Genomic DNA, 22,363 nt, shown 5'->3' on the forward strand with positions numbered 1-22,363 from the left:
GGCAGGTTATCTTAATTATTATTGTCCGGTCAGAAGCACCTTTAAGGTTTCGGTGAAGTTCGCAGACTGGATTTTAACCATGTAGATACCGGCTGGCAAACGCTGCGCTGATAGATCTACTTCCACCTGGGATGCAGGCCGGACCAATTGATAACCGGGTACCCAGATGGTATTTCCTGATAAATTAGACAGCTTCATATCTGTTTTTCCCTGATGTACTTTGGATACTTGCACGGTAAAGTATTTTCCGGCCGGATTGGGATAAATGGCTGATATTTCCGGATCTGCGATTACTATTTCCTGTTCTGAACCTGTTCTTGCAGCAGGCGGTGCTGTTGTTTCAATGACCAGCTGCGGCCGGTTTGCTGCACTTTCCCGGCTGTTAAAGGTAAGCTGGTTGTTCTGGTTGGCCGGATTGGTCAGGAGCAGACTGACGGCTCTGTTGCCCGAAAGCTGCGATCTGATATAAGCTGTTACGTCTAGCTCATAGTATTTTTTTGTGCTGGTTACCTCTATGCTTCCCAGCATACCGTCGGTACCGGCCGGTGCACTTTGCCACACAATGCCATCTTCCAGCCAGTTGTCGTCCTGCACGCCAAACACGGATAATGTAGTAGCGGCGCTGCTTTGCACATTGGAGCCGTAGATACGCAGTCTGGCCGAGCTGATCTGACCTACCCCGAACAACGGAAATTTCAGATACGTGTTTCGCTGGTAGCTGGGCAGGCTGCCCGTCTTTACTTCCAGCGTAGCCTCATTACCATAATTGGTTTCCTGATTGGGCGTATTGCGTACATAGGCATCGGCCACCGGTTCGAGCACGAACTGTGCGTCCGGGATCACTTCAATGGCCGCAATAGCAGGCTTGTCAGCTGTACCCGATAAAAAGTCAATATTCAACATGCCGTCGGTCACATTTACAGTAAAGTGCTCTGTTTTAGCCCGCATTGCGCCACCTGCTGCTGCAAAAATATCGTAATTGGTCAGCTTGCGGCTACCTTCCATATCAACATGGAACTTCCTTCGGTTAGTGCCGGTCGTGCCGCTTCTGGCAGGTACGCCCCAGTAGGTTTCAGCGAAATGCAGCAATACGTCGGCCTTGCCGTTTTTAACCGGAATAGCATAGCTGAAAGAACTGCCGAAACGCTGTTCCCTGTACAGCGGATCATCTGCGGTATTCAGAATGTCACCGCTGGCTGCACGGGAAATACTGGTCGTGCCGCTGAAATAATCATCAGCACTGAACGTTCTGCCCGATGAGGCATTGAATGTGCCGCCGCCGGAGTTAATGCGTATGGCCTGCGTGGCTGTGGCTGGTCTGTATTTGTACAGCTCGCCATTCACCGAGATTAGCAACATGTCATTTACACTGACAATCCCGCCGAAGTTGGTGCTGCCACCGGGTGTAAAATCCTGTACGAGGTAGGTGCCTTCCTGTGTGCCGTCGCTGCGCCAGAGCTCGGTGCCTGTGGATGCTTCATGCAGGGTATAGTAAAAAATATCGTCCAGGGTGGCTGAATAGCCAATCACATAGGTATCGGGAAACTGGTCTATGTGTTTTACCATGCGTGTACCGGCCACAGTACCATCACTCACCCAAAGCTGGTCACCGACCTGGCTGTCGTAGGGGACAAAAAACAGTTTTCCGCCTGCCTCTGTAAAGCGACGGATACCGTGGGTACCATTCACGAAGTCTTCATCAAAAGTGGCCAGCTCAATGGTCCCGTCTGTTGTGCCGTCCGAGCGCCAGAAATTGACTGTGTTGGTGTTTTCCTGTACAAAGCTGAAATACATAAGGCCTGCTGCCAGGTACAGATTGGAATGATTGATACGTGGTTCATCATAAATTTTTTTGATGACCACTGTGCCCTCAGTGGTACCATCGGTTTTGATAAGTTTGTCGTCGGCAAGGAAATATATGAAGTCACCCGAGACGAGCAGGTTGCTGTTAGGTCCTTCATAGGTATCCGGCAGCGGGGGGGCTTCAATCCTCACTGTGCCTGCTGCTGAGCCGTCGGTTTTCCATAGTTCTGTTTTCTCTTCTTCATTATTAACGACACAAAAATAGAGAACCTTTTTTAATACAGCCGGATTAGAAAAGCCTGTTGTAATTACCTGCACCGTGCCTGCTGTAGTGCCGTCACTTCTCCAGAGCTCTGGCTGGTCACGCGGTCTGGTCAGAGCAAAATAGAGTGTATTGTCTACTGCTGTCAGCCAGTTGATCCGTGCCTGGGACGATGCCGGAAAGGACTTTATCTGCACCGTGCCTGCGGGTGTGCCACCAGTTTTCCATAAAATGCGGCTTTCGGTCACAAAATACAGGGTGTTATTTATCGTTGTCTGCTGGCTGAAAGAGTTGTATTGATGGGCTGGGGTAATATCAGTGGCCTGCAAAGTACCTGCTGTAGTGCCGTCGCTCTTCCAAAGTTCCTGTCCTGTTACACCGTCGTCCGCTGTGAAGTATACGGCATCTTTTACCCTGGTAAAAGACCTGGGGAATGAACCGGCAGGAACTGTGAGGGGCAAAGGCCTGGTTCCTGCGAGGGTCAGATCACTTTCGTACAGGCGTGTCCTGTTTTGTTCGTTCCCCAGAAAGAATATTTTATTGCCAGCGTTAATGATGGGACGCCAGATGGGAAAATTGGTAACCACGGACGTACCCGTCGTCGTCCCGTCACTTTTCCATAGTTTTGCTTCATTTCCTTCCCCTGCTATAAATGCCAGTTGGCCGTTGACGACCAGGATTGGGTACAGATAATTTTGTCCAATTGACCTGTTGATATCTGTAACGGCAAGTGTGCCAGCCGTTGTTCCGTCACTTTTCCAGAGTTCAGTGTCCGCTTCGCTGGAACGGGCTGAAAAAAACAGGGTGTTATTAAAATTTGTGAGGTTGCCCGGGTAGGAACTGGCTTCGTCCCCCCTGGAAAGATGTCTTTTACCAGTACAGTCCCTGCCGTTGTACCATCCGATTTCCACAGCTCCTGTCCGGTAGCGGCAGTGCCTGCACTAAAAAAAACAGTCCTGCCGACAGCCACAGGAGTACTGATCGATGTAAAACCCTGTGCTATGGTCGTTACCGTTTTTCCATCTGTTTTTTTGAGGGAATTGTTTTCGGCAAAAAACATGTAGCTGCCCGCAGCTGCCATATAAAATGGCGTAGGCACGACAGGCCCGGGCTGCGTACCAGCCCCGGTGCCGTCGCTGCGCCACAATACAGCAACAGCATCCTCCCCACGACCGATTGTTACCAGAAAATGCAGTACTCCATTGAAGTTCATAAACCAGGAAAGGCTGCCAGGTCTGTCCTGCTCGTAGGGCTGCAGCTTTTTGACCAATTGCGTGCCGGCAATGCTGCCATCTGTTTTCCACAGGTCTATCGACTTGTTATCCTGGTTTCCAGCAAAATAGATCGAGCCATTGATTTCGAGCAGGTCATTGTCGCTCAGGAATGCCCCGTTGGAAACTTTATGCAGCGGAAAAGTGCCTGCTACGGTACCATCTGTCCTGAACAGCCAGACATTTTTTTGATAGAATTTTTTAAAAAATACATATTTACCTGCCGTTGTCAGTTTTTCTATATACTGATCCTCATAGGAAAAAAGATCGGTCAGCTGGATGGTGCCGGCCTGCGTTCCGTCGGTGCGCCAGACCTGGTCCTGTGAAACGTAGAAAAGCATTCCATTCAGCGTGGTTTGTGGAACGTATACATCTTCAAGTGGTACATAGTCCAGCACCGCAGGATTGATGTCTTTGACCAGCTCCAGCTGCTGGGCCCGGACTTGGTTAGCACAGCTAATCAGAAGCATGGCAGTAAAAAGAAGTAGCCGTATTTTCATGGGAGTAAAGTATGTAAATTATGTAAATAGTTAAATTTAATCATCTAATATAACTATTTATAAGGCATTTACAAGTGATTTTAATGAATAATTGATGTAAAAATTAAGGTTTATTTAAAAGGTATTACACTGATATAGGTTTACATTTATTTAAATAACGATATCTAAATAAATGCTTTTTGATGAAAGCGAACACTCAGTATCAGAAATAGAGCTTTATCCTAAATTTTTGCTTAACTTACTCATGCGAAGAAGTATAAATGCACAGCTGATCAAGGGAAAACAACTTCAAAATCTAAGGCTTAGATCTTACGGTTTGGCTGGCAGCCAAGAGAAAAAATCCCCGGGTTGAATGCTGCAATAACCCATGATTATATCATAACCTGAATTTTAATCTAAAAAAATGTATAAATTATTTTGATTTATATTTCCGGTTTTTTAATTTTATTGTCTAGGTGTCCCTAAAAAGACTAACCTGTTAAGGCGGCTTCACAGCCTGACCTATTTAAGGGTGCTACATTGATATGGGCACCCTTAACCTTTTTAATATACCAGACTGGCAGAAGGTGAGTACAATGTACAGAAGCACAGAAAAAAGCCAGGCATTCATAATCACAATTGATTGTAAATGTAGTTGGATGGCAATAAGACCATCCGGCCAAACCCGTGGGGAAAAACCCACGTTCGAGTCATTTACCTACTTTTAATACAAATCTAACGCTTGAAGACAACGGTTTACGGCCAATAAGAAAGCCAAAACTAAATAATTAGTTTTTTAGCGTATGTTTTCGCCCATTAGTAACGAAAATCTCCAAAAAGAGCAGTAAATGATTTTTGTTTATATTCGCTTTTACATACCGGTATAAGCCAAAATATCTTATTGATGGTTCATATTTATTGCACCCAAAAGCTGGGAAAGTTTCTTAATACTGCAAAGGGTGAGCTGCCAGAGCGCAGATCGCATGACTGGTCGGCGCATTTGTTTTTTGTATCGGGACGCAAATGCATCATTTTTGTCCATAAGAAAACGCTGTATTCCGTGCTGCTGCTGGATATTTTTAAAAAAGATATGGTGCATGTAAGCAAACTTTTTCTGGAAGCGCTGATCAGCCAGCTTGAAGCAGACAAGATTCCGGATCGTTATCAAAGCCTGGTCCGGGCTATTTACAAAGAAATAAGGTTTGTTCCGGCTGACAATGACAGAAAAACCCTTGGCGTAATCAATAATATGATATCAATTATTCAGGCAGTAGCTGCCGATGGCTTAAAAGCTGCAGGGCAGTATGAAATCAATAAAATACCCTGGCAGGCACTGAAATATGCCTATCCAAAAGATATAATGCTAAAAGAGCTCACCCGAATTAACCTGTAAAGCTGACAAAACGATTAAAATGGAATCTTATATCAATAATGCGGTCCTTTTTATTCATGAGTACCGGAACATGGAAAATTCTGATATCGAAACCAATGAAAGGTTCATAAAAAGGGTAATTTCCCCTGACTGGATTGCTGACCATTTGTGCGACTCCTGGGCAGGCAAAAATAATGATTTTGGTGACTTCTATCTGAACCTGGACCATACCATCCAGGCAGACTTCGTAGAGGCCTGGGGGATCCAGGTAGAAGGTTTGAAAGAATATAAAGATAAACAGGCTGCTGATCCCATGTTCAGCCTGTTCGCCCCTGCACCCATGACCATCACCTGGCTACATGGATTGGTTAAATACTTTTATAATAACGGTATTGGCGGCCGGAAAGATCTTATACTATCAAATCTTCCTGCTCAGGACAAGCGCTACGGCAATTCTGCCAACTGGGGCAGCTATATTCTATCTCTTTCATCAGAAGGCCGGGAGCTGGTTTTACGGCAGCTGTACAGCCATATAACCAGTAAGTCAAGGATTTGAACAGATCCTAAAATGGTGGGAGCTGTCCGGTATTAAATATAAGCCTTTACAGTATACCTGCTGCTCAACGCAAAGCCTCTGATCAGATGCTGGAATGACCTGATTCGATTACTTCCATGCAGTAACTGCTTTGTAAATGAAATCTGATTTCAAGTGCCAGCCCCGATCACGATGCAATGAATCATTTGTAGATCAGGGGCTGATGTAGCAGGATCCTGCCAGAAACAGGAAGTGGTAACCGTTTTACTACTTCCTGCTATCCGCTTTATTTCAATACTATAACAGATAAATCTTCATGACAAACCCTTATAATAGGTCAGGGGCATGCATGTAATGCAATGCCCCTGAATAGGTAGGGCTGTTAAGCCTCCTAAGTAGGTCAGTCCCTAAGGACGCCTGAGCTATAAAGTTAAAAAACCAGGAAAATAAATCAAAACCTTTCCTCCTGTTTTTTTATCGTAAAAGTCTATTTTTATGAAGGCGGACCTGAGATATTCCAGATTATAAAAAATCAGACAGGTATGCATAGAAGAACAGATGGCCTTAAATCAGCAATAAATCCCTGAATGGTTATCCAGGACTATTTACACAGGCTTAGATTCTTTGCAATTTGCATTTGAAAGCCCGGGTTTACAATGACCGTTTATTTGATAAGCTTTGGCTGCTTCGCAGTGTTTTCAAGGCTAATTACTGCTGTAACATTTTTAGTCCAAATCAACCAGAGCAACACTAAACCATCTCAGCAAATGATGACCACAAAGCAAAAGGAAAGGATCCAGGCTAAAATCGCCGGTATTAAACAGACCCTGGCTACTGAAAGAAGAAAATTCAGCGGGTATGATGATAGCCGTGGCCTGCGCTACCTGCCCACCAGATACTACTTGCAACTAGAAGACTATGCAGGCGGACTGGCCTATACGAGATGGTTTGCCAAAAATTTTCCGGATGACAGCGGCTTTCCGGATTTTCTCTTCGAGTGGACACTCATTCTTTATAAAAACGCAAAAAGCCAGGAGGCATCTAAAAAAGCATTTGCAACTTTTTGCTCAGACACGGATGTTTTCGGCTATTTCCTTAATAAAACTGCTGAAAATCAGGACATCAGGGAAGAAACTGGCAGGCAAAGCGTGATTATTACCGAAAGATTCCCGTATAGCTGCACACAGAAAGAACTGGCTGATTTTGCCATATGGCTGGATGCCCTGATAGCAACTGAATGGTTTAGCTCTCTTTCCCATAGGTTTACAGAGCTTAACCGAATGCTGGATGCTGAAACGGATATTGGCCGGAGACATGAGCTGGTTATGGAGTTGAGCCGGCTGCAAAAAGCAGTATAAAGTTCCTGAGCTGCCGGTCCGTGATTTTTATGTTACGCTTTTTCTGCTTTCAACTTTATGTGTGACTGGCCGGTAAACGCAAGATGTTCAACATTCGTTAAGCCAGGGTAACAGGGCTTGAAAAGCCGTTACATTCGTTTGCAGGCATAATGATATTTTATTTATCAGTTTTTACTTTTGCAGCTTTTTCAGTATCTGCTGATTTCGCAGTAAGTTTGGCATGATAATAAATGAGAGATAAATTAATTTTCCGGTAGTTTTAAATCATTAGGACTTGACCTAAGAGTTTACCTGACTTATATTATTTCTATTAGAACAAGATATAAGCTGGAATTTATAAATGGTCAAAGCCAGAGTAAAAATAGGAGACACAAATTTCTATTTAACATAACCAAAGTTATACAACAAACGGAATTGCCCTGAAATAGCTTGACATTAATTTACAAAGCTATGATAATCAATATTTTAGAGTATGTAACAGGGAAACACAAAACTGGACTGATGAAACGTCAGGTTGTGGAATTGTATCGGATGAATGTCTATTCTGAGCATCAAATTTTGGAAGCTGTTGGAATTTCCCGTACTTTATTGAGACGATGGAATCGTTATTATGATCGTTATCGGAATAAAAAACGGGTTTACATAAAAATGTATGGCTCTATGAAAACGAAAACTACCAATGAGTTAGCCGCTTTAAGACGTAAAGTAGCTGAACTAGAACAGTATAGCAACAAGCTATTACTTGAAAAACAGGCTCTGGAAACGGTTATTACACTGGCCGAAGACCAGTTCAAGATTCCTATACGAAAAAAGTCTGGTCCCAGGCAGTGACCCATTTAAGCATACAGAACCCTTTGGTTAGTATGCAGCAACTCTGCGAACTGTTTGGGAAAAGCCGTCAGGCTTGGTATGATAAGCAGAAACAGCAAGATCAAACCGCTTTTGAATTCGAAACGCTCCTGGATGAAGTGCGTTCAATCCGAAAAAACTTACCCAGGATTGGAGCCGAAAAGTTGCATGTGATGACTGCTGACTTTTGCCGGCAGCATGGCATTAAAGTTGGCCGCGACAAGTTTACACAGCTTATGAAAGAACAAAATCTTTTAGTCCCGCGTCGGACCCGGCGGGTTTCAACAACGATTTCACATCATCACTATTTCAAGTACCCAAATTTAATCAAAGGCATGAAAGTAACCCGGCCCAATATGTTGTGGGTCAGCGATATAACATATATTCCAATACAAAACCGATTTTCATATTTGAGCTTAATCACTGATGCTTATTCGAAAAAAATAGTGGGTTGGTCACTAAAACCTACTCTTGCGGTGGTCGGTCCGGTGGCCGCGCTCAAAATGGCTTTGGCACAAAGAGTAACAAAAGGGGAAGAAAAGTTATTCCACCATTCTGACCGCGGAATACAGTATTGCTCAAATCAATATACCAGCCTTTTAATTGATAGTCATGCTGAAATCAGCATGACTGGTAAAGGCGAATCGAGCGAAAATCAAATCGCCGAACGTATTAACCGGACAATCAAAGAGGAAATACTGGAGAACCGCAGCTTTTTCTCTCATCAACATGCTTTTGAGGAAATAGAGAAGGCTATCAAATCGTATAACTGGCTTCGGCCCCACTCAAGTTGTGATTATCTGACACCGGAGCAGGCGCATCTAAGGGAAGGAAACCTAAGAAAGAAATGGCAGTTATCGAATAGGCATCGCCATCGAAAAGTACAACTTGAAGAACTTGAAACTATGGTTTTAGATTATTAAAAATCCGTCAAGTAAAACCAGGGCAACGCCAACCATATGTTACTGGTTTTAGTGTACATTAAACTCGTAACATCATGTATATTAACGTATTACAAAGAAATAAAAAAAGCAGGCAATCTGTATCTTTTAAGAGAAAAGTTGTGGAAATTTATCGTGCTGAAATATCAGACAAGCATGAGATCCATCAGCATCTGCACATTTCACCGACGGAGCTCCGCCGGCTGAACCGGTGGTACTTCAGACACCGTTTAAAACGTCATTTATCTTCCCATTCATTTTTAAAGCAGACTATGAAAAAGAAAACTGATGCATCTTACCTGAAAGCGCTGGAAAAGCGGCTTTTGGAAGCTGAAAAAGAAAACAAATTCCTACGGCTTAAAGCCGAAGCGTTTGAGATTGCCATCCAGATTGCGGAGGAAGAACTTAAAATTCCAATCCTAAAAAAGTCTGGCACCCAGCAACCGAAAAACTGACCCGTCGCTACCCTCTTACGGGTATGGAGCAGTTGTGTAAGTTGTTCGGGTTGACAAGACAAGCCTGGTATGCGGATGCCGGGCGTCAGGAAAAAAGATGTTTTCAAAAGGATCTGGTCCTGGAAGAAGTCCGGCGTATCCGGCACAAGATCCCAGGTGTTGGAACTGCGAAACTACATGAGGTCATGCAGGATTTTATCCGGAAGCACCAGCTTAAACTGGGACGGGATAAATTGCATAATCTACTGAAAGACAGTAATTTATTATCAATCAAAAAAAGAAAAAGGGTTAAAACCACTGACTCTGACCATTGTTATTACAAATACCCGAACCGGGCGAAAAATGTAGTGCCTAACCGGGCTAACAGAGGTTTTTCTTACAAATGGGCGAAAAACGGCGTTAGTGACCTAAGTGTTTAGTTTTGGTTTTCTCAACGGCCGTAAACCATTGTCGCCAAGATCCGGATTTGTATTAAAGGAGTATTTCCCCAGCCGGTTAATATGCTCAAAGGGTGCCGGAGAGATAAATTCAAACCGGGTCGCCGGGCGATCATTTTCGTCAACTGCGTATCCTTCCTGGTGTAGTTGTTTGATGATTTCTTGTTGATAAACCGTGTTCCAGACCAGGATAATATTGGTCATCAGGTTCAGGCTTCTGACCACTTTTTGCTGTTGCTCTTCCTGTTTTCTTCGTATAATTCCATCACTACCAAACCACAGATAAAGTCGTAGGTTATGAAGCTGCTCCCCTTTGATCAGCTGTGTATTTATTTTTCTTCTTAACGGCATACTGAGCAGGTATTTTAGAATAAAATTGGTTTTTATTAACTGGCCATAAGCCTGCAAAACATACATCAGGTTATTTTGACGCGGGTAAGATTGGAGTTTGGAAATCAATAATGAAGCAGTCACTCGTCCCGACTTAATAGAAGCCGCCACTTTCAAAAGTTCATCAAAATGATGTTTGAGATAATCAGGATTAACACGCCCTGTGAATTTCAAGGCAGGATATTCCCATTCCTTGTCTTTTATTTTGCACAACCGCTGATCTTTTATATCCCGGATCCTTGGGCAGAAATCCATTCCCAATAAATCAAAGAGGGCAAAGATCAAATCAGAATATCCAGCTGTATCGGTTGTATGTTCAAGTATTGGCAAATCAGTTTCGTTACCTATAATTTCATCTAAAACATAGGTGGCATCCCTTTCAGTGGACGAAATGCTCCGGCTTCCATACTGACTGTACTGATCAGAAGTATGTGTATAAAAGGTGATCCCTTTGCCATATCCAAAGTAATTGGGGAGAGCCTTGGCATTCCTGATCTTTCCGCTGGTCGGGAAGCGCTGACCATCTGAGGATGACAGCGTGCCACCGCCCCAATAACCACTCAACCATTGTTGATAATGAAAGTTAACAAGTGTATCATTAGCCTTTTTAAGATTATCTTCTGACAGATAGTTATTGCTTGTCCACCAGAGCGATTGATAATCAAGTTCACAAGACCTGGCCAAATCGGACAAAGGGATATTGCAACCTGCGGCAAAAACAGCAGCATATAAAAGGGGCTGGTGCTCCTGGTTGCGCGGTTCATTTTCCAATCCGTGAAGATGCTTTGAAAAATTTATCCATGCGTCTACTTCTTTAATCATATCTGTGATGTTGACTTTGGGGAGCCGTTGATTGATCTGCTCCCGGAGTGCTTTCGCCGAAAGGGGGATATCTTCTGCCGGCAGTGCCGGTACTACCAGGATGCCTTCTTCTAGCCGTATCTCCCCACCCGCATTAAGAAGTTCATCAAGTGGTTTTAACAGTGATTCCAGTTCCTGTAAACGTTGGTCGATACGCTCGGTGGGTAGGAAAGGTATTGACATTTGATTACAAAAATCCTGTCGTTGCAACTCCCACTGCGAATTTGAAAGGAGGAACGAATTGAAATCTGCATATTTACGGGAGATATCAACAAATACATCTCCTGAACGGAGCCTGTCCCGTAAGTTAGACAAGGCGCATAACTCATAAGGCTGGCGTTGTGGAAAAATTTCCGGCTGCTGCTGATCGTTTTCAAAAATCAGCTTATTCCAGGATGGTGTTATAAAATCAACCGGTGCATCATCGGGTAGTTTTCTTCGTTTGCCAGTTTGTATATCGATCAGTATCTGGAGTACATCCTGAAAGCTATCTTTGGAATGGGCAATTTGAAAGTCAATGGTTTTCAAAAGGTTAGGCGTAAACTGCTTCAAATTGGCGTAGTAGTTATTCAGGTAAAACAAATAAGTCTGTCTGACAGGACGAAGGGCTGAGCCTGTTATAAGTAATGCCTCCCTGAGCATTTCCTTTGGATATATTTCAAAAATAAATGCCCGGAGCTGCTCATCTGTAACAGTATCATTAATAATGATACTGACAGCTTGGGACAAGGTTTTCATCGCCTCGTTCTGTGATTTGAACAAGGTCTTCTGATACATATCCAGTTCTTTTTTGAACTATTGACAATGTGTTCCCAATAGTCATCAAACATTTCCAGTACTTTATCATTGGTATCCATCAGACTTTCATACAGGAAGCAAATTAAAATCGGGTACCTGCGGATAGCGTTCAGTCTCTGTAAATATTTGTTAGAAACATTCCTGGCTATTTGGGCAAGCCTTTTTCTGCGGTTCAGACTTATTACCGACAAGTCCCATACATGGACGTTTAATGATTTTAAAAAGTTGATCTTTTCTAATGTCTGGTTAATTGCCCTGGGTGTATTACTGGTGGGAACCTGGCAAAACCACCGGTGTAAAGTGATACCACGGATACCATCCAGTTCTACTATTTGAGTGAGCCGGGTTTTCATATCATCAGTCAAAAGCGAACTGAATCTTCGGTACGTTTCATGATGCAACTGTTCATCCAGGCTACCGACAATCCTTTCCAATGTCCCAATGGACGGCCTTAAAATTTTTTCCTGGCCGAGCTTCAAACAAACTTGCCTGAGCAATATCGGTTCGTTGTCATGTTCCATCCCTTTATTGAGTAGCCACGGCGAAAGCCAGATTTCATCCAGGGGTTGCCACCTGCGGAACTTTAAATATTTTAAGACCATACTTAAATGCTCAGTTCGGGTCTTATCTCTTTGCCCGTATATTGATAATAGTTTAATATCGGAATTCAGTTGGCTACTTACCATAGCAGCTACATTTTCCGGAATCTGCTCTTGCCATTTGTCCGGAAGGAAACCCATGAACCGGACAATCCCTATCTGGAGTGCAATCCCTAACTGGTTGTGTTCCCCTCTGAACGATTTAAGAAAAATTTTGTCCTGCCTGGTGATTTGAAAAAATTGCATCAGGTCATACTCTGATATTTCTGCCGGTACCTTCTCGTAACGTTCACGCTGGGATTGGTTCAAAAATATTGATGCCATATGAAAGACAGTTATCAAAAAGGGTATCAAAATTTACCACGCTTAAAATAGGTTTAAAGCGTGTTTCTAAGCGTCAAAAAGTATCTTTGTAAAGGAACTCCTTTACAAAGATACTTTTTGATAGCTAATAACCTGCTTTAAACCTGTTTCAAGTGGGGTATATTTTGATACCCTTTTTGATAACTAAATCAAGCATGAAATAGACTAATGTTAAAATCAGCACACTTTGTAATTTATAATTTTTAAAGCGAACTGGCATTAAAACGGTTTTTGACTCCAACACTTTAAATCAGTACAGTTTTAATTGATTTGTACAAAGAAGATGATATTTTTTAATAGGCAAATGCGTATATAATAATGGGTTAGAAACGATAAAAATCACCATATTTATATATGGTGATTTTTATTAGCTAGTATTATTTTCTCAATTTGTCTTTATTAATCCTTCTTTTATTGTTTTCAAAAGTTCTTCTAATGTTAGTCCATTTGAATTAATCGGTCTTACAAGAACAGCCGCTAGTTCCTGAGTGTTTAAATCATCTCCGTGATTTCTATACACTCTTTCCTTGTTAAATAAATTTTCCATCTTGGGGTAAATTAAAGAAAAGGAGAAAATCCGTCACGACTTTGATATACGATTTTTGTCTTTCATAATCCTAGCATATCCAATCCTAAGGCGTTATGCCGACATCTATAACAAACTTTATAGCCTTTAAACATAAATTATTGATCCAAAATAGCGAGAAAGAAAAGAGTCGTCATTCGAATACTGAATTATTCTTAGAATATCTTCCTAAAATAAGCTGAGAATCAGATAGACGGAATATTTATCAGATTATTTTGCTTTACAAAACACGTGACGGTTTTTATCCCTTCTTTTAATTTACCCCTTAATAGCAGGATTATAGTTTACCCAATGTTGCCTACTCCTCTAAATAGGCTCTTTTCGGATACGTATTTTATCTTCATTTTCGACAAGCCAATTTTCTCCCTTTTCTGTCAAAACGCAGTAGGTGTTAAAACCGCCATATTGGAAATCATCCTCTATATTAAAATCCATCATTCCTTTTCGTTTTAAGGTGCGATGTGACATATTTGCTGCTGCTAACGTAAAGCCTGCTTTGTCCATTTGATCTATGACACGAGTAATAATGACCTGTGAGTGGGGGGTAGTTAAGTTTTCTAAAAGAATAACCATAAAGGCAATTTCATGAGGATTAAGACCTTCTGTTTCAATAAATGGAGATTTCTTAATTTGGTCAGTAAGATTAGAAGTTGAAAGAAAGGCTTTTAATTTTGTTGTTATACTTTTGGCTAGCAAAGAGAAGTCACTAGAAGATCTGCTCTGATATTCGATGATGCCTTTATGACGGATGTCAAAAGGATATGAATCTTCAGTTCTCTCTTCCTTGCAAGAAACCATAACAACTTCTTTACCAAGAGCAAAAGCGTATCCTAGCTCATACCAGACATTGGGATTATTAGTAGTTATATCAGCAAAACACATCTTGGCATCTCTAATACGTTCTTCAATTTTGTCAATTATAATTCTAGCAGAAGGGTCTTCATCTACCCTATATGGCTCTAATCCACTGTCTCTTATTGCTAGTTCAAATGTGTCTTTGTATCTCTGATCAAATTTATCCCGATCAAAAGGTTGCATTACAAAACAATACTCCATATTAACAGTAGGTAATTTATTTGCTAGTAGTCAAAAATAAGAAAAATTCAATCTATTATATCTGCTTCTGGAGTAAATAATCATAACAAAACCCAGAATTAAGATCTGGACATATGCTACTGAAATTGGTTGACACTTAGCCGGTTTTCGCATATCCGGCCGGGTATTGCACGTTTCCAAAACGTATTTTTTTGTACGGGTACCACTTTAATGGGAGTGGTCCAGTCCGGTGATGTGCCTGGTGAGGGGTTAAATAGCCGATGGAAGCGTGTGGCCGCATGGCGTTATAGTTGTTGATGGCTCTCTCAACTGCCTCTCTTGCTTCTGAAAAAGAAACAAAACCTCTGATACCAAAGTCTTCTTTCAGCATCCGGAACACCCGTTCTGCCATGGCATTTTCGTTGGGATCACCGCTTTGGGTCATGCTGATGGTCACACCGTTATCTCTCAGCCGGTCAACATATTTCCATGAGCAGTATTGTACGCCCCGGTCTGACCGGGTCGCCGGAGCGATGGTGAATCAGGGGTTTGTCAGATTTTCCTCGTGACAAAAGTGCCATGTCCAAAGCCTGTACCGATCCCCTGGCCTGCATGGTTTTGTCCAGGTGCCAGCCGACAATTTTACGCGAATACGCATCCATAATCACGGACAGGTAAACAAAAATTGAACCCAGTGGGATATAAGCGGCCGCCGCTGCGGTCATGTCTGCCACCCAGAGCATATTGGGCCGGTTCGGGACTACATTTTTTGCCCGGTTCGGGTATTTGTAATAACAATGGTCAAAGTCAGTGGTTTTAACCAGTTTTCTTTTCTTGATTGATAATAAATTACTGTCTTTCAGTAGCTTATGCAATTTATCCCTTCCAGTTTAAGCTGGTGCTTCAGGATAAAATCCTGCATAACCTCATGCAGTTTTGCAGTCCCGATCCCGGGAATCTTGTGCCGGATTCGCCGGACTTCTTCCAGAATCAGATTCTTTTGAAAATATTTTTTCTCCTGACGCCCGGCAGCCGCATACCAGGCTTGTCTTGATAAACCGAACAACTTACACAACTGCTCCATACCCGTAAGAGGGTAGCGACGGGTCAGTTTTTCAGTTGATCGGTCGGTCCGCCGATGCGGCCAGACTTTTTTAGGATCGGAATTTTAAACCGCGCTGGCGGCCCAGTCTTCCTCCGCAATCTGGATGGCAATTTCAAAGGCTTCGGCTTTGAGCCGCAGGAATTTGTTTTCTTTTTCAGCTTCCGAAAGCTGCTTTTCCAGCGCTTTCAGGTAAGATGCATCAGTTTTCTTTTTCATAGTCTGCTTAAAAAATGAATGGGAAGATAAATGACGTTTTAAACGGTGTCTGAAATACCACCTGTTTAGCCGGCGGAGCTCTGTCGGTGAAATGTGCAGATGTTGATGGATCTCATGCTTGTCTGATATTTCAGCACGATAAATTTCCACAACTTTTCTCTTAAAAGATACAGAATGCCTGCTTTTTTATTCCTTTGTAATACGTTAATATACATGATATTACGAGTTTAATGTACACTAAAACCAGTAGCATATGGGAGTTTTCATAACCGGCGTTATGATAAAAATTCGAGTCAAAAGAATATATATAAAGCTAACTCCAAATACCGTTTTAGTCTGTCGATTTTCGAACTGGAATTTCCTTTTGCTAAAATAAGATAGTTGGCTAGCGTTATTTTATGCGGGTTGTGGGCTCCTTTGATCCCTTCAATGTTAGAATTCTTCTTGACGTCCAAGCATGAATCGTGCCGTTAAATAAGTTTTTGATATTAATAGTATAAATGGCGTAAAAAGTAGAGTTCTTGCGACAAACCTCTATCTTAACTATTATGAACAAAAGTTTATTTCTCTTAAAAGATTTCCTGTTTAAAGTCTTCCTAATGCTATCATTGTCAGCGATTTTAACAATTTTTACTGCTAACAATGTAATTTCGCAAAACACATTAGTTGTGGGTAGAATTAAGGTTGGACAGCAATCCAATGTATACAAACAAGTTAAGATTACTGGTTGTGAATACACTTACAAGCCACAAGTCGTTGCATCTCCAACTACTAGCATCACAGAAGTTATCAAAGAAACCAAGACTAAAGATGGTGAGACCGAGATCACTGTAAAAGAAGTTCTTACTTACAAAGGAACGATCGGATTTAAAATTAAGAAAGACACTACCATATCCATTAATTATAAGGGGTTTGCAGAGGGTAAGGCAGATTTTTATTTGGATGAGAAGGATAAATCGAAGCTTTACATTAGCTATTGGCTAAATAAACAGCACAAAGTTGATAAGAGTAAGCAATTAAAGTTTTACAAACCCATTTACGACTGTACCGGTAAGATTGGACTTGCTACCTTTAAGCGGACACTGAGTTAAGGGAAACTTTTATAACTTAACACTTATGTCTGGAGAAAGAAGAGTATTTGACAAGGAGTTCAAACTAATGAGTGTTGAACTAAGCAACAGCCGCACAGACCTTAGTGCATTGGCAAAAGAATTAGATGTTCCGCCGGCAATGCTATACCGCTGGCGCAGAGAACTTTCTGCGAAACAAAATGGCAGCTTCCCTGGCAACGGAAAGGTGATTTTGAGCGAAACGGAACAGGAATTGGCCCGGCTAAGGAAAGAACTTCGTGACACACAACTTGAACGAGATATCTTAAAAAAGGCTGTCGGCATTTTCTCCAGGAGCGATGGCAAATATTCCGGTTCATAAAGGATTACCGGAAAATATTTCCCATTGAGAAAATGTGCATGGTTTTTAAGGTAAGCAGAAGCAGGTTTTATACTTGGTTGAGCAGTGAATTATCAAATGCAGCCATTGAAAACCAGGCTCTTACTGAAAAAATCAGGGTTATTCATAGTAAAAGTAAACAAACATACGGAAGCCCCAGGGTCACTCGGGAGTTGATTAAGCAGGATGTAAAAGTGTCTCGTCCGAGGGTTGCCAGACTGATGAAAAAAGCAAAAATAAGAAGCATTGTTAAGAAAAAATTCCGCATCACAACGGATTCTGAGCATAAATATCCGGTTGTGGAAAATAAGCTTAACAGGCAATTCAAAGTGGATAAAATAGCCACTGCGTGGGTATCTGATATAACGTATATTAAGACGACACAAGGCTGGCTATATCTCACCATGATACTGGATTTAGCTGATAGGAAAATAGTAGGATGGGCACTTAGCTCAACCATGAAAGCCATTGATACTGTGATACCTGCATGGAAAATGGCTTGTAAAAATAGAAGTATTACAAGTGAATTAATTTTCCACTCGGATCGGGGAATTCAATATGCTTGCAATGAATTTAAAAGCTTGCTGGATAAAAACCCCTTGTTATTAGAAGCATGAGTCGAAAGGGAAATTGCTGGGATAATGCGGTTGCAGAGAGCTTTTTTAAGACTTTAAAAGCAGAATGTGTTTACCAAAATACCTTTATCAATAAGCAGCAGGCGGCAGTAATTGTATTCGAGTATATTGAAACCTGGTATAATAAAAAAAGGATTCATTCTGCTCTAGGATATGTCTCACCGAAAGAATTTGAAGAACTTTTAAACAAACAGAAAATTGCGGCTTAACCATTTGTCCGCTTAACTATTGCAATTCCAGATTGATGCGGCAAAAAGTTTAAGCGTTGACCTAGATCCCTTACAAACTGATGCCTTGTTTAATGGTGAGAAGATTTCAGTGGATAAATTTAACGCTAATGATGAATGGGTTAAAAATTCAGAAAGGGTCGAAGTATTAAAAGCTAATGGTAGTCCGGACTATTATATCGTTGATAGGTATAACCAGGATTCTAAATACATTATGAAGTTAGAAGTTAGAGAATTTGTGTCTTATTCCTATCCTTCTTTCGGGATATCAGCCATCACAATACCAATCAAAGTTCGGCCTGAATTTTCCAAAGGAGAAGTGGTTGTTCCCGGTGAGGCAGTTGCTGCCCTGAATATTGGGGCTTTTGGAAGCTATCGCCTTACGAAAAAGCATATCAAGAATGATTTAGGTACATATAAGGCGATTGATAAGGCTTCACTTCAAGCTGGACCGTTTCTGTCGACTTCCGTAGTATCATTAGATAACAAAAATACAACAGTTGGTGACAAACCACTTGATAGTACTTCAACACGAACTTTGGCAGCCATTAGTGCCGGTTTAGGGATAACTGGAAATTTCAAAGGACTTCAAATTGGATTTTTTGGAGGGTGGGATTTTGGAATAGGAAAACAAACTAAAAACTGGAACCAGCAAGGCAAAGTTTGGTGGGGTTTCGGTATTGGTTATAAAATCACTGATTTCTTTGCTCAAAAATCTGATTAATGCATCTTCAAAACTCAATCGAGCTTGCAGATAAGTTGTATAATAAGAACTGGAGTGATTTTAGAAATAGTATCTAAAAATTGCTGGGCAATAATGTTTTTGGATCCTATCTTGTTTGGTCCAAAAAGCCATACCTTTTTGAGCCATCACCAATATCCCTTAACAAAGTTATATTCAGTGCTAAATTGATAGCCCAAAAAGTAGGTTCAGAAAATAATTTACAATAATATTATTGATACTGACTTTTTGATACCAGTCATGTAGGTTTTGAATTAAACTGAATCTTTTTCCTCGTTTGTAAGAGCTTCAAGTTCCTTTTCAAGCTCTTCGATGCTGGGAAGTTTTCCCTTAAGATTTTTGGGAATGCTATCAGTGATCTTGTATTCTGAAATTCCGATAGGTTTATTTATATCCTTCAAAGCATATTCAGCAACTACCTTGTTCTTATCCTGGCAAATCAAAAGACCGATGCTTGGTTGATCCAGGTCGGTTTTTAGAACATCATCCACCACAGAAAGGTAAAAATTTAATTTCCCGGCATATTCCGGAATAAACTTTCCGGTCTTTAGTTCTATAACCACATAAGACCTAAGCTTTAAATGGTAAAAAAGCAGATCAATATAAAAATCAGAGCCTGCGACATCCAGGTGGTATTGCCTTCCTACAAAAGCAAAGCCTGCTCCCAATTCTAATAAGAATTTAACAATATGGTCTGTTAATGCATTTTCCAGATCCTTCTCTTTGTAATCGTCAGCCAGAGATATGAAGTCAAACAGGTAAGGATCTTTCGTAACTTGTTGCGCCAGATCAGACTGGGTAGGAGGGAGACGGTTTGCAAAATTGGTAATGGCTTTGCCTTTCCTTTTTAAATAACCGGATTCAATCTGCATGACCATGATATCTCTTGACCACCCATTCCTCGCTGTTTCCTGGATGTAAAATAGCCTGTCGCTTTCATTCTTTACTTTACCTAGCAAGGTAATATGATGGTACCAGGTAATTTGTGCAAGTGACGCTTGCACAAATTTAGGATCCGAATAGGCCTTAGCGAATTGTCGCATGTATTTAAGGTTTCTCACTGATAGACCATGCATATCTGCAAATTCACTTTTTAAATCTTTCGCAAGCTGTTCGATTACCTTCGACCCCCATCCGGACTGATCCTGCTGATCCAGAATTGTTTTCCCGATTTTCCAGTAAAGCAAAAGCATCTCTGCATTTGCCGATAGCAGCGCTTTCAAACGGCTCTGCCGTATGGCAACTTTTAGCTCAGAAAGAATTAAGGGATACTGATCAGGCAAAGCACTCATTGTTATCTTCCCATTTGTTAAGTTGCCAATATAAGAACATTGGTGGGGAAAAAGAATAGGACTTCATTATTGAAAAATCAAAAGCAAATGGATTTGAATAAGTATCAGGCTTAGCTACGAAGCTAAAAGCATGTCTAATGAATTTTATAAAAATAATCTTTAGACCAAATAATATTTTGTTGTATAACAGTTTTTTATGTTGAATAGGACGTATAGCGTATTGAGTTATACTGGTTGTTTTATATAAAATATCAGGGTAGGGTAGTGCAAACTGTCAACATAGTTCCGTAACCAATAAGTTTTTTTGAAAGTATTTTACTTAAAATTACTCAACTCAAATAATTATGCTATGTTAAAAATTTCATTGTGTTGATTCTATTATTTCACCCTTACAATCATTGACTCATAATACTGAATTGGCGAAAATGAAACTGGAAAATTTAAAGATCTAATCTTAATTTTTCTTGAAATATCTGTTCAGCCTTACCAAATCGACCGGTGTCCTTATAAATACTCTCCAAATTATTTAGCGAGAAAACCATACCAGACTGGTATGTAGCAGGGGTTATAGTCTCTAATTGTCGGTATATGAATAAAGCCTCTGTAAATACCTCCTCAGCCTTGTCAAAATGCTTAATATCTTTATAAAAAATACCAATTTCATTTAAAGAGTTTGCCACATGCCCCTGGTAACTAAATGAGTCTTCCTTCGCTAATTGTCGGTATATCAGTAAGGACTCCTGATACATCTTCTCTGCCTCGTCAAAACGCTTGACACCATTATATAAACGGCCAAGGATGCTCAGAGAATGAGGAACATCAATCTGGTAAACATGTGGGTCAGCCAATGCTAATTGCCGAAATATCTGTAAATGTTCCAGATAGGCCTGCTCTGACTTATCAAAGCGCAACGTTTCACAATATAGAATTCCTAAGTTGCTTAATAATTCTATTACTTCTGCAAGATAAAGATCGGGATTGCCCACTGCTAATTGCCGGTATAAGCATAAGGACTCCTGATAGGCCTGTTCTGCGTTGTCAAGTCGCCCTACTTCATTGTAGTAATTACCCAGGTTGTTCAGGGATAATGCCATATTTGCCTGATAGTTATCAGGTTTAGTCATTGCTAATTGCCGGTATATACTAAAAGAATCCAGATAGGCCTGCTCTGCGTTATCAGGGTGCCCGGTGCTATCGAAGAGAACACCAATGTTGTTCAGAGACAATGCTATTTGAGCCTTATAAGCATCCGAGTCGACCATCTCTAACTGTCGGTATAAATGTAAAGACTCCTGGTAGGCCTGTTTTGCATCGTCAAAACGTTTGGTTTTATAGTAAAGACTGCCCCAATTGTTCATGGACATAGCTACATCTGCCTGATATTTGTAAGGATTGGCTGCTGCTAAATGCTGATATATCCGCAACGACTCTTGAAGAGCCTGCTCTGTGTCGTCAAAGCGCTTGGCTTTCATGTATAGAACGCCCAGGTCATTCAAAGACATTGCTATGTCTGCCTGATAAGCATCCGGATTGGTGGTTTCTAGCTTCATGTAAATTTGTAAAGATTTCTGGCGGGCATGCTCTGCTTTACCAAAATTTCCGATTTCATAGTAAATGTCACCCAGATTTTTCAAAGACAAGGCTACATTTTTCTGGTAAACATCCGGGGAACTAATCTCTAACTGTTCGTATATATGTATTGACTCTGTGAAATGTTGCTTAGCCTGATCAAAGTGTCCTGTTTCCTTACAGACATTGCCAAGGTTTTGTAGAGACAATGCCACTTCTGCCAGGTATTCACCTTGATTAGCCGTTTCCAGCTGCCGGTATATTTCTAATACTTCTTCATATAATGGCAATCCAAGGATAAACTGATCGTTTTCTTTTAAAAAATTCGTATAAATCTTTAGATTCTCAACATTTCGCTCTGCCCTAAGGGACTGCTCAAAACAATCCAGGGTTTTATTGAAGCAGTCTGCCCTCTGGTTATTGATGGCGGCCAGTTGAGCTAAAATTAAAAACTCATTTGCTCTGTCTTTAAGACTTTGATCTGTTTCACTTTCTTTCTTTTGTATCTTTTCCTGACTTTCAAGCAAGGTATCAAGCTCAGTACTCATTGTTTCAAAATCCAATACATTCTGCGCTGCCTGGAGATCTCCTGCTTTAAAATATTGCCTTGCCATATGCAAACGATCAGTCATTATTGGGATCCGAGAAAACAGCCCAGCCAAACTTAGGACATACATTTTCAGGCTTTCTATTTCTCTCTGTTTGAAGCTTCGTTTCTTGTCACTTTCGAGTAA

Annotated in this window: 21 protein-coding genes and 1 pseudogene; 10 read left to right on the forward strand and 12 right to left on the reverse strand. The window is 41.1% G+C overall.

Annotated elements, in window-relative coordinates:
- Positions 1–18: 18 nt before the first annotated feature.
- Both KZC02_RS32310 and KZC02_RS30415 read right to left on the reverse strand, forming a co-directional pair.
- On the reverse strand, positions 19–1,794 hold the full coding sequence (locus KZC02_RS32310) for a DNRLRE domain-containing protein (RefSeq protein ID WP_409014277.1): 1,776 nt from the start codon (positions 1,792–1,794) through the stop codon (positions 19–21).
- 917 nt (positions 1,795–2,711) lie between these two features.
- A complete protein-coding gene (locus KZC02_RS30415; RefSeq protein WP_221392096.1) occupies positions 2,712–3,836 on the reverse strand; it encodes a hypothetical protein in 1,125 nt (374 codons plus the stop codon).
- Positions 3,837–4,719: 883 nt separating this feature from the next.
- On the opposite strand from KZC02_RS30415, the gene KZC02_RS30420 reads away from it, so the two are divergent.
- From KZC02_RS30420 to KZC02_RS30450, 7 genes are all read left to right on the forward strand, one after another.
- On the forward strand, positions 4,720–5,208 hold the full coding sequence (locus KZC02_RS30420; protein ID WP_221392097.1) for a DUF6933 domain-containing protein: 489 nt from the start codon (positions 4,720–4,722) through the stop codon (positions 5,206–5,208).
- A gap of 19 nt (positions 5,209–5,227) precedes the next feature.
- Positions 5,228–5,743 carry a hypothetical protein gene (locus KZC02_RS30425; RefSeq protein WP_221392098.1) on the forward strand — a complete coding sequence of 172 codons (516 nt, stop codon included), beginning with the start codon at positions 5,228–5,230 and terminating at the stop codon, positions 5,741–5,743.
- Between the two features lie 746 nt (positions 5,744–6,489).
- On the forward strand, positions 6,490–7,080 hold the full coding sequence (locus KZC02_RS30430) for a hypothetical protein (protein ID WP_221392099.1): 591 nt from the start codon (positions 6,490–6,492) through the stop codon (positions 7,078–7,080).
- A 450-nt stretch (positions 7,081–7,530) separates the two neighbouring features.
- On the forward strand, positions 7,531–7,911 hold the full coding sequence (locus tag KZC02_RS30435) for a hypothetical protein (RefSeq protein ID WP_221392100.1): 381 nt from the start codon (positions 7,531–7,533) through the stop codon (positions 7,909–7,911).
- A gap of 32 nt (positions 7,912–7,943) precedes the next feature.
- Positions 7,944–8,852: an IS3 family transposase gene (locus KZC02_RS30440; protein WP_229253892.1), complete on the forward strand. Its 909-nt coding sequence runs from the start codon at positions 7,944–7,946 to the stop codon at positions 8,850–8,852.
- A gap of 74 nt (positions 8,853–8,926) precedes the next feature.
- A complete protein-coding gene (locus KZC02_RS30445) occupies positions 8,927–9,325 on the forward strand; it encodes a hypothetical protein (protein WP_221392101.1) in 399 nt (132 codons plus the stop codon).
- A gap of 23 nt (positions 9,326–9,348) precedes the next feature.
- Complete coding sequence (locus KZC02_RS30450) at positions 9,349–9,744, forward strand: hypothetical protein (RefSeq protein WP_221392102.1); 396 nt, start codon at positions 9,349–9,351, stop codon at positions 9,742–9,744.
- Here KZC02_RS30450 and KZC02_RS30455 read toward each other — a convergent pair.
- The 8 genes from KZC02_RS30455 to KZC02_RS30490 form a co-directional block, all read right to left on the reverse strand.
- Positions 9,733–11,790, reverse strand: a complete 2,058-nt coding sequence (locus KZC02_RS30455) for a Tn3 family transposase (RefSeq protein ID WP_221392103.1) — start codon at positions 11,788–11,790, stop codon at positions 9,733–9,735. The genes KZC02_RS30450 and KZC02_RS30455 overlap by 12 nt on opposite strands.
- Positions 11,748–12,734: a DUF4158 domain-containing protein gene (locus tag KZC02_RS30460; protein WP_221392104.1), complete on the reverse strand. Its 987-nt coding sequence runs from the start codon at positions 12,732–12,734 to the stop codon at positions 11,748–11,750. Before KZC02_RS30460 ends, KZC02_RS30455 begins: the two co-directional genes overlap by 43 nt.
- A 424-nt stretch (positions 12,735–13,158) precedes the next feature.
- Positions 13,159–13,320, reverse strand: coding sequence for a hypothetical protein (locus tag KZC02_RS30465; protein ID WP_221392105.1), 162 nt, complete (start codon positions 13,318–13,320; stop codon positions 13,159–13,161).
- A 345-nt stretch (positions 13,321–13,665) separates the two neighbouring features.
- The gene (locus KZC02_RS30470) at positions 13,666–14,415 is read right to left on the reverse strand and encodes a nucleoside 2-deoxyribosyltransferase (RefSeq protein WP_221392106.1); all 750 of its coding nucleotides are present in this window, start codon (positions 14,413–14,415) and stop codon (positions 13,666–13,668) included.
- A 136-nt stretch (positions 14,416–14,551) separates the two neighbouring features.
- Complete coding sequence (locus KZC02_RS30475; protein WP_255637131.1) at positions 14,552–14,851, reverse strand: integrase core domain-containing protein; 300 nt, start codon at positions 14,849–14,851, stop codon at positions 14,552–14,554.
- Between the two features lie 19 nt (positions 14,852–14,870).
- Positions 14,871–15,269, reverse strand: coding sequence for a DDE-type integrase/transposase/recombinase (locus KZC02_RS30480; protein WP_221392108.1), 399 nt, complete (start codon positions 15,267–15,269; stop codon positions 14,871–14,873).
- Positions 15,254–15,478, reverse strand: a complete 225-nt coding sequence (locus tag KZC02_RS30485) for a hypothetical protein (RefSeq protein ID WP_221392109.1) — start codon at positions 15,476–15,478, stop codon at positions 15,254–15,256. Before KZC02_RS30485 ends, KZC02_RS30480 begins: the two co-directional genes overlap by 16 nt.
- Before the next feature lie 84 nt (positions 15,479–15,562).
- Positions 15,563–15,715 carry a hypothetical protein gene (locus tag KZC02_RS30490; protein WP_221392110.1) on the reverse strand — a complete coding sequence of 51 codons (153 nt, stop codon included), beginning with the start codon at positions 15,713–15,715 and terminating at the stop codon, positions 15,563–15,565.
- Between the two features lie 548 nt (positions 15,716–16,263).
- Between KZC02_RS30490 and KZC02_RS30495 the strand changes: the two genes are divergently transcribed.
- The 3 genes and pseudogenes from KZC02_RS30495 to KZC02_RS30505 all read left to right on the forward strand — a co-directional run bounded on the left by KZC02_RS30495 (position 16,264) and on the right by KZC02_RS30505 (position 18,750).
- Entirely contained in the window at positions 16,264–16,806 is a 543-nt protein-coding gene (locus KZC02_RS30495) for a hypothetical protein (protein ID WP_221392111.1), read from the forward strand.
- Positions 16,807–16,831: 25 nt separating this feature from the next.
- Positions 16,832–18,008, forward strand: a pseudogene (locus KZC02_RS30500) (IS3 family transposase).
- Positions 18,009–18,027: 19 nt separating this feature from the next.
- Positions 18,028–18,750, forward strand: coding sequence for a hypothetical protein (locus tag KZC02_RS30505; protein ID WP_221392112.1), 723 nt, complete (start codon positions 18,028–18,030; stop codon positions 18,748–18,750).
- 272 nt (positions 18,751–19,022) lie between these two features.
- Here KZC02_RS30505 and KZC02_RS30510 read toward each other — a convergent pair whose 3' ends face one another.
- Together KZC02_RS30510 and KZC02_RS30515 are read right to left on the reverse strand one after the other, a co-directional pair.
- A complete protein-coding gene (locus KZC02_RS30510) occupies positions 19,023–20,060 on the reverse strand; it encodes a YhcG family protein (protein ID WP_221392113.1) in 1,038 nt (345 codons plus the stop codon).
- A gap of 440 nt (positions 20,061–20,500) precedes the next feature.
- On the reverse strand, positions 20,501–22,261 hold the full coding sequence (locus KZC02_RS30515; RefSeq protein WP_221392114.1) for a tetratricopeptide repeat protein: 1,761 nt from the start codon (positions 22,259–22,261) through the stop codon (positions 20,501–20,503).
- Positions 22,262–22,363 lie beyond the last annotated feature (102 nt).

It is taken from the genome of Dyadobacter sp. NIV53, assembly GCF_019711195.1.
Lineage (GTDB): Bacteria > Bacteroidota > Bacteroidia > Cytophagales > Spirosomataceae > Dyadobacter.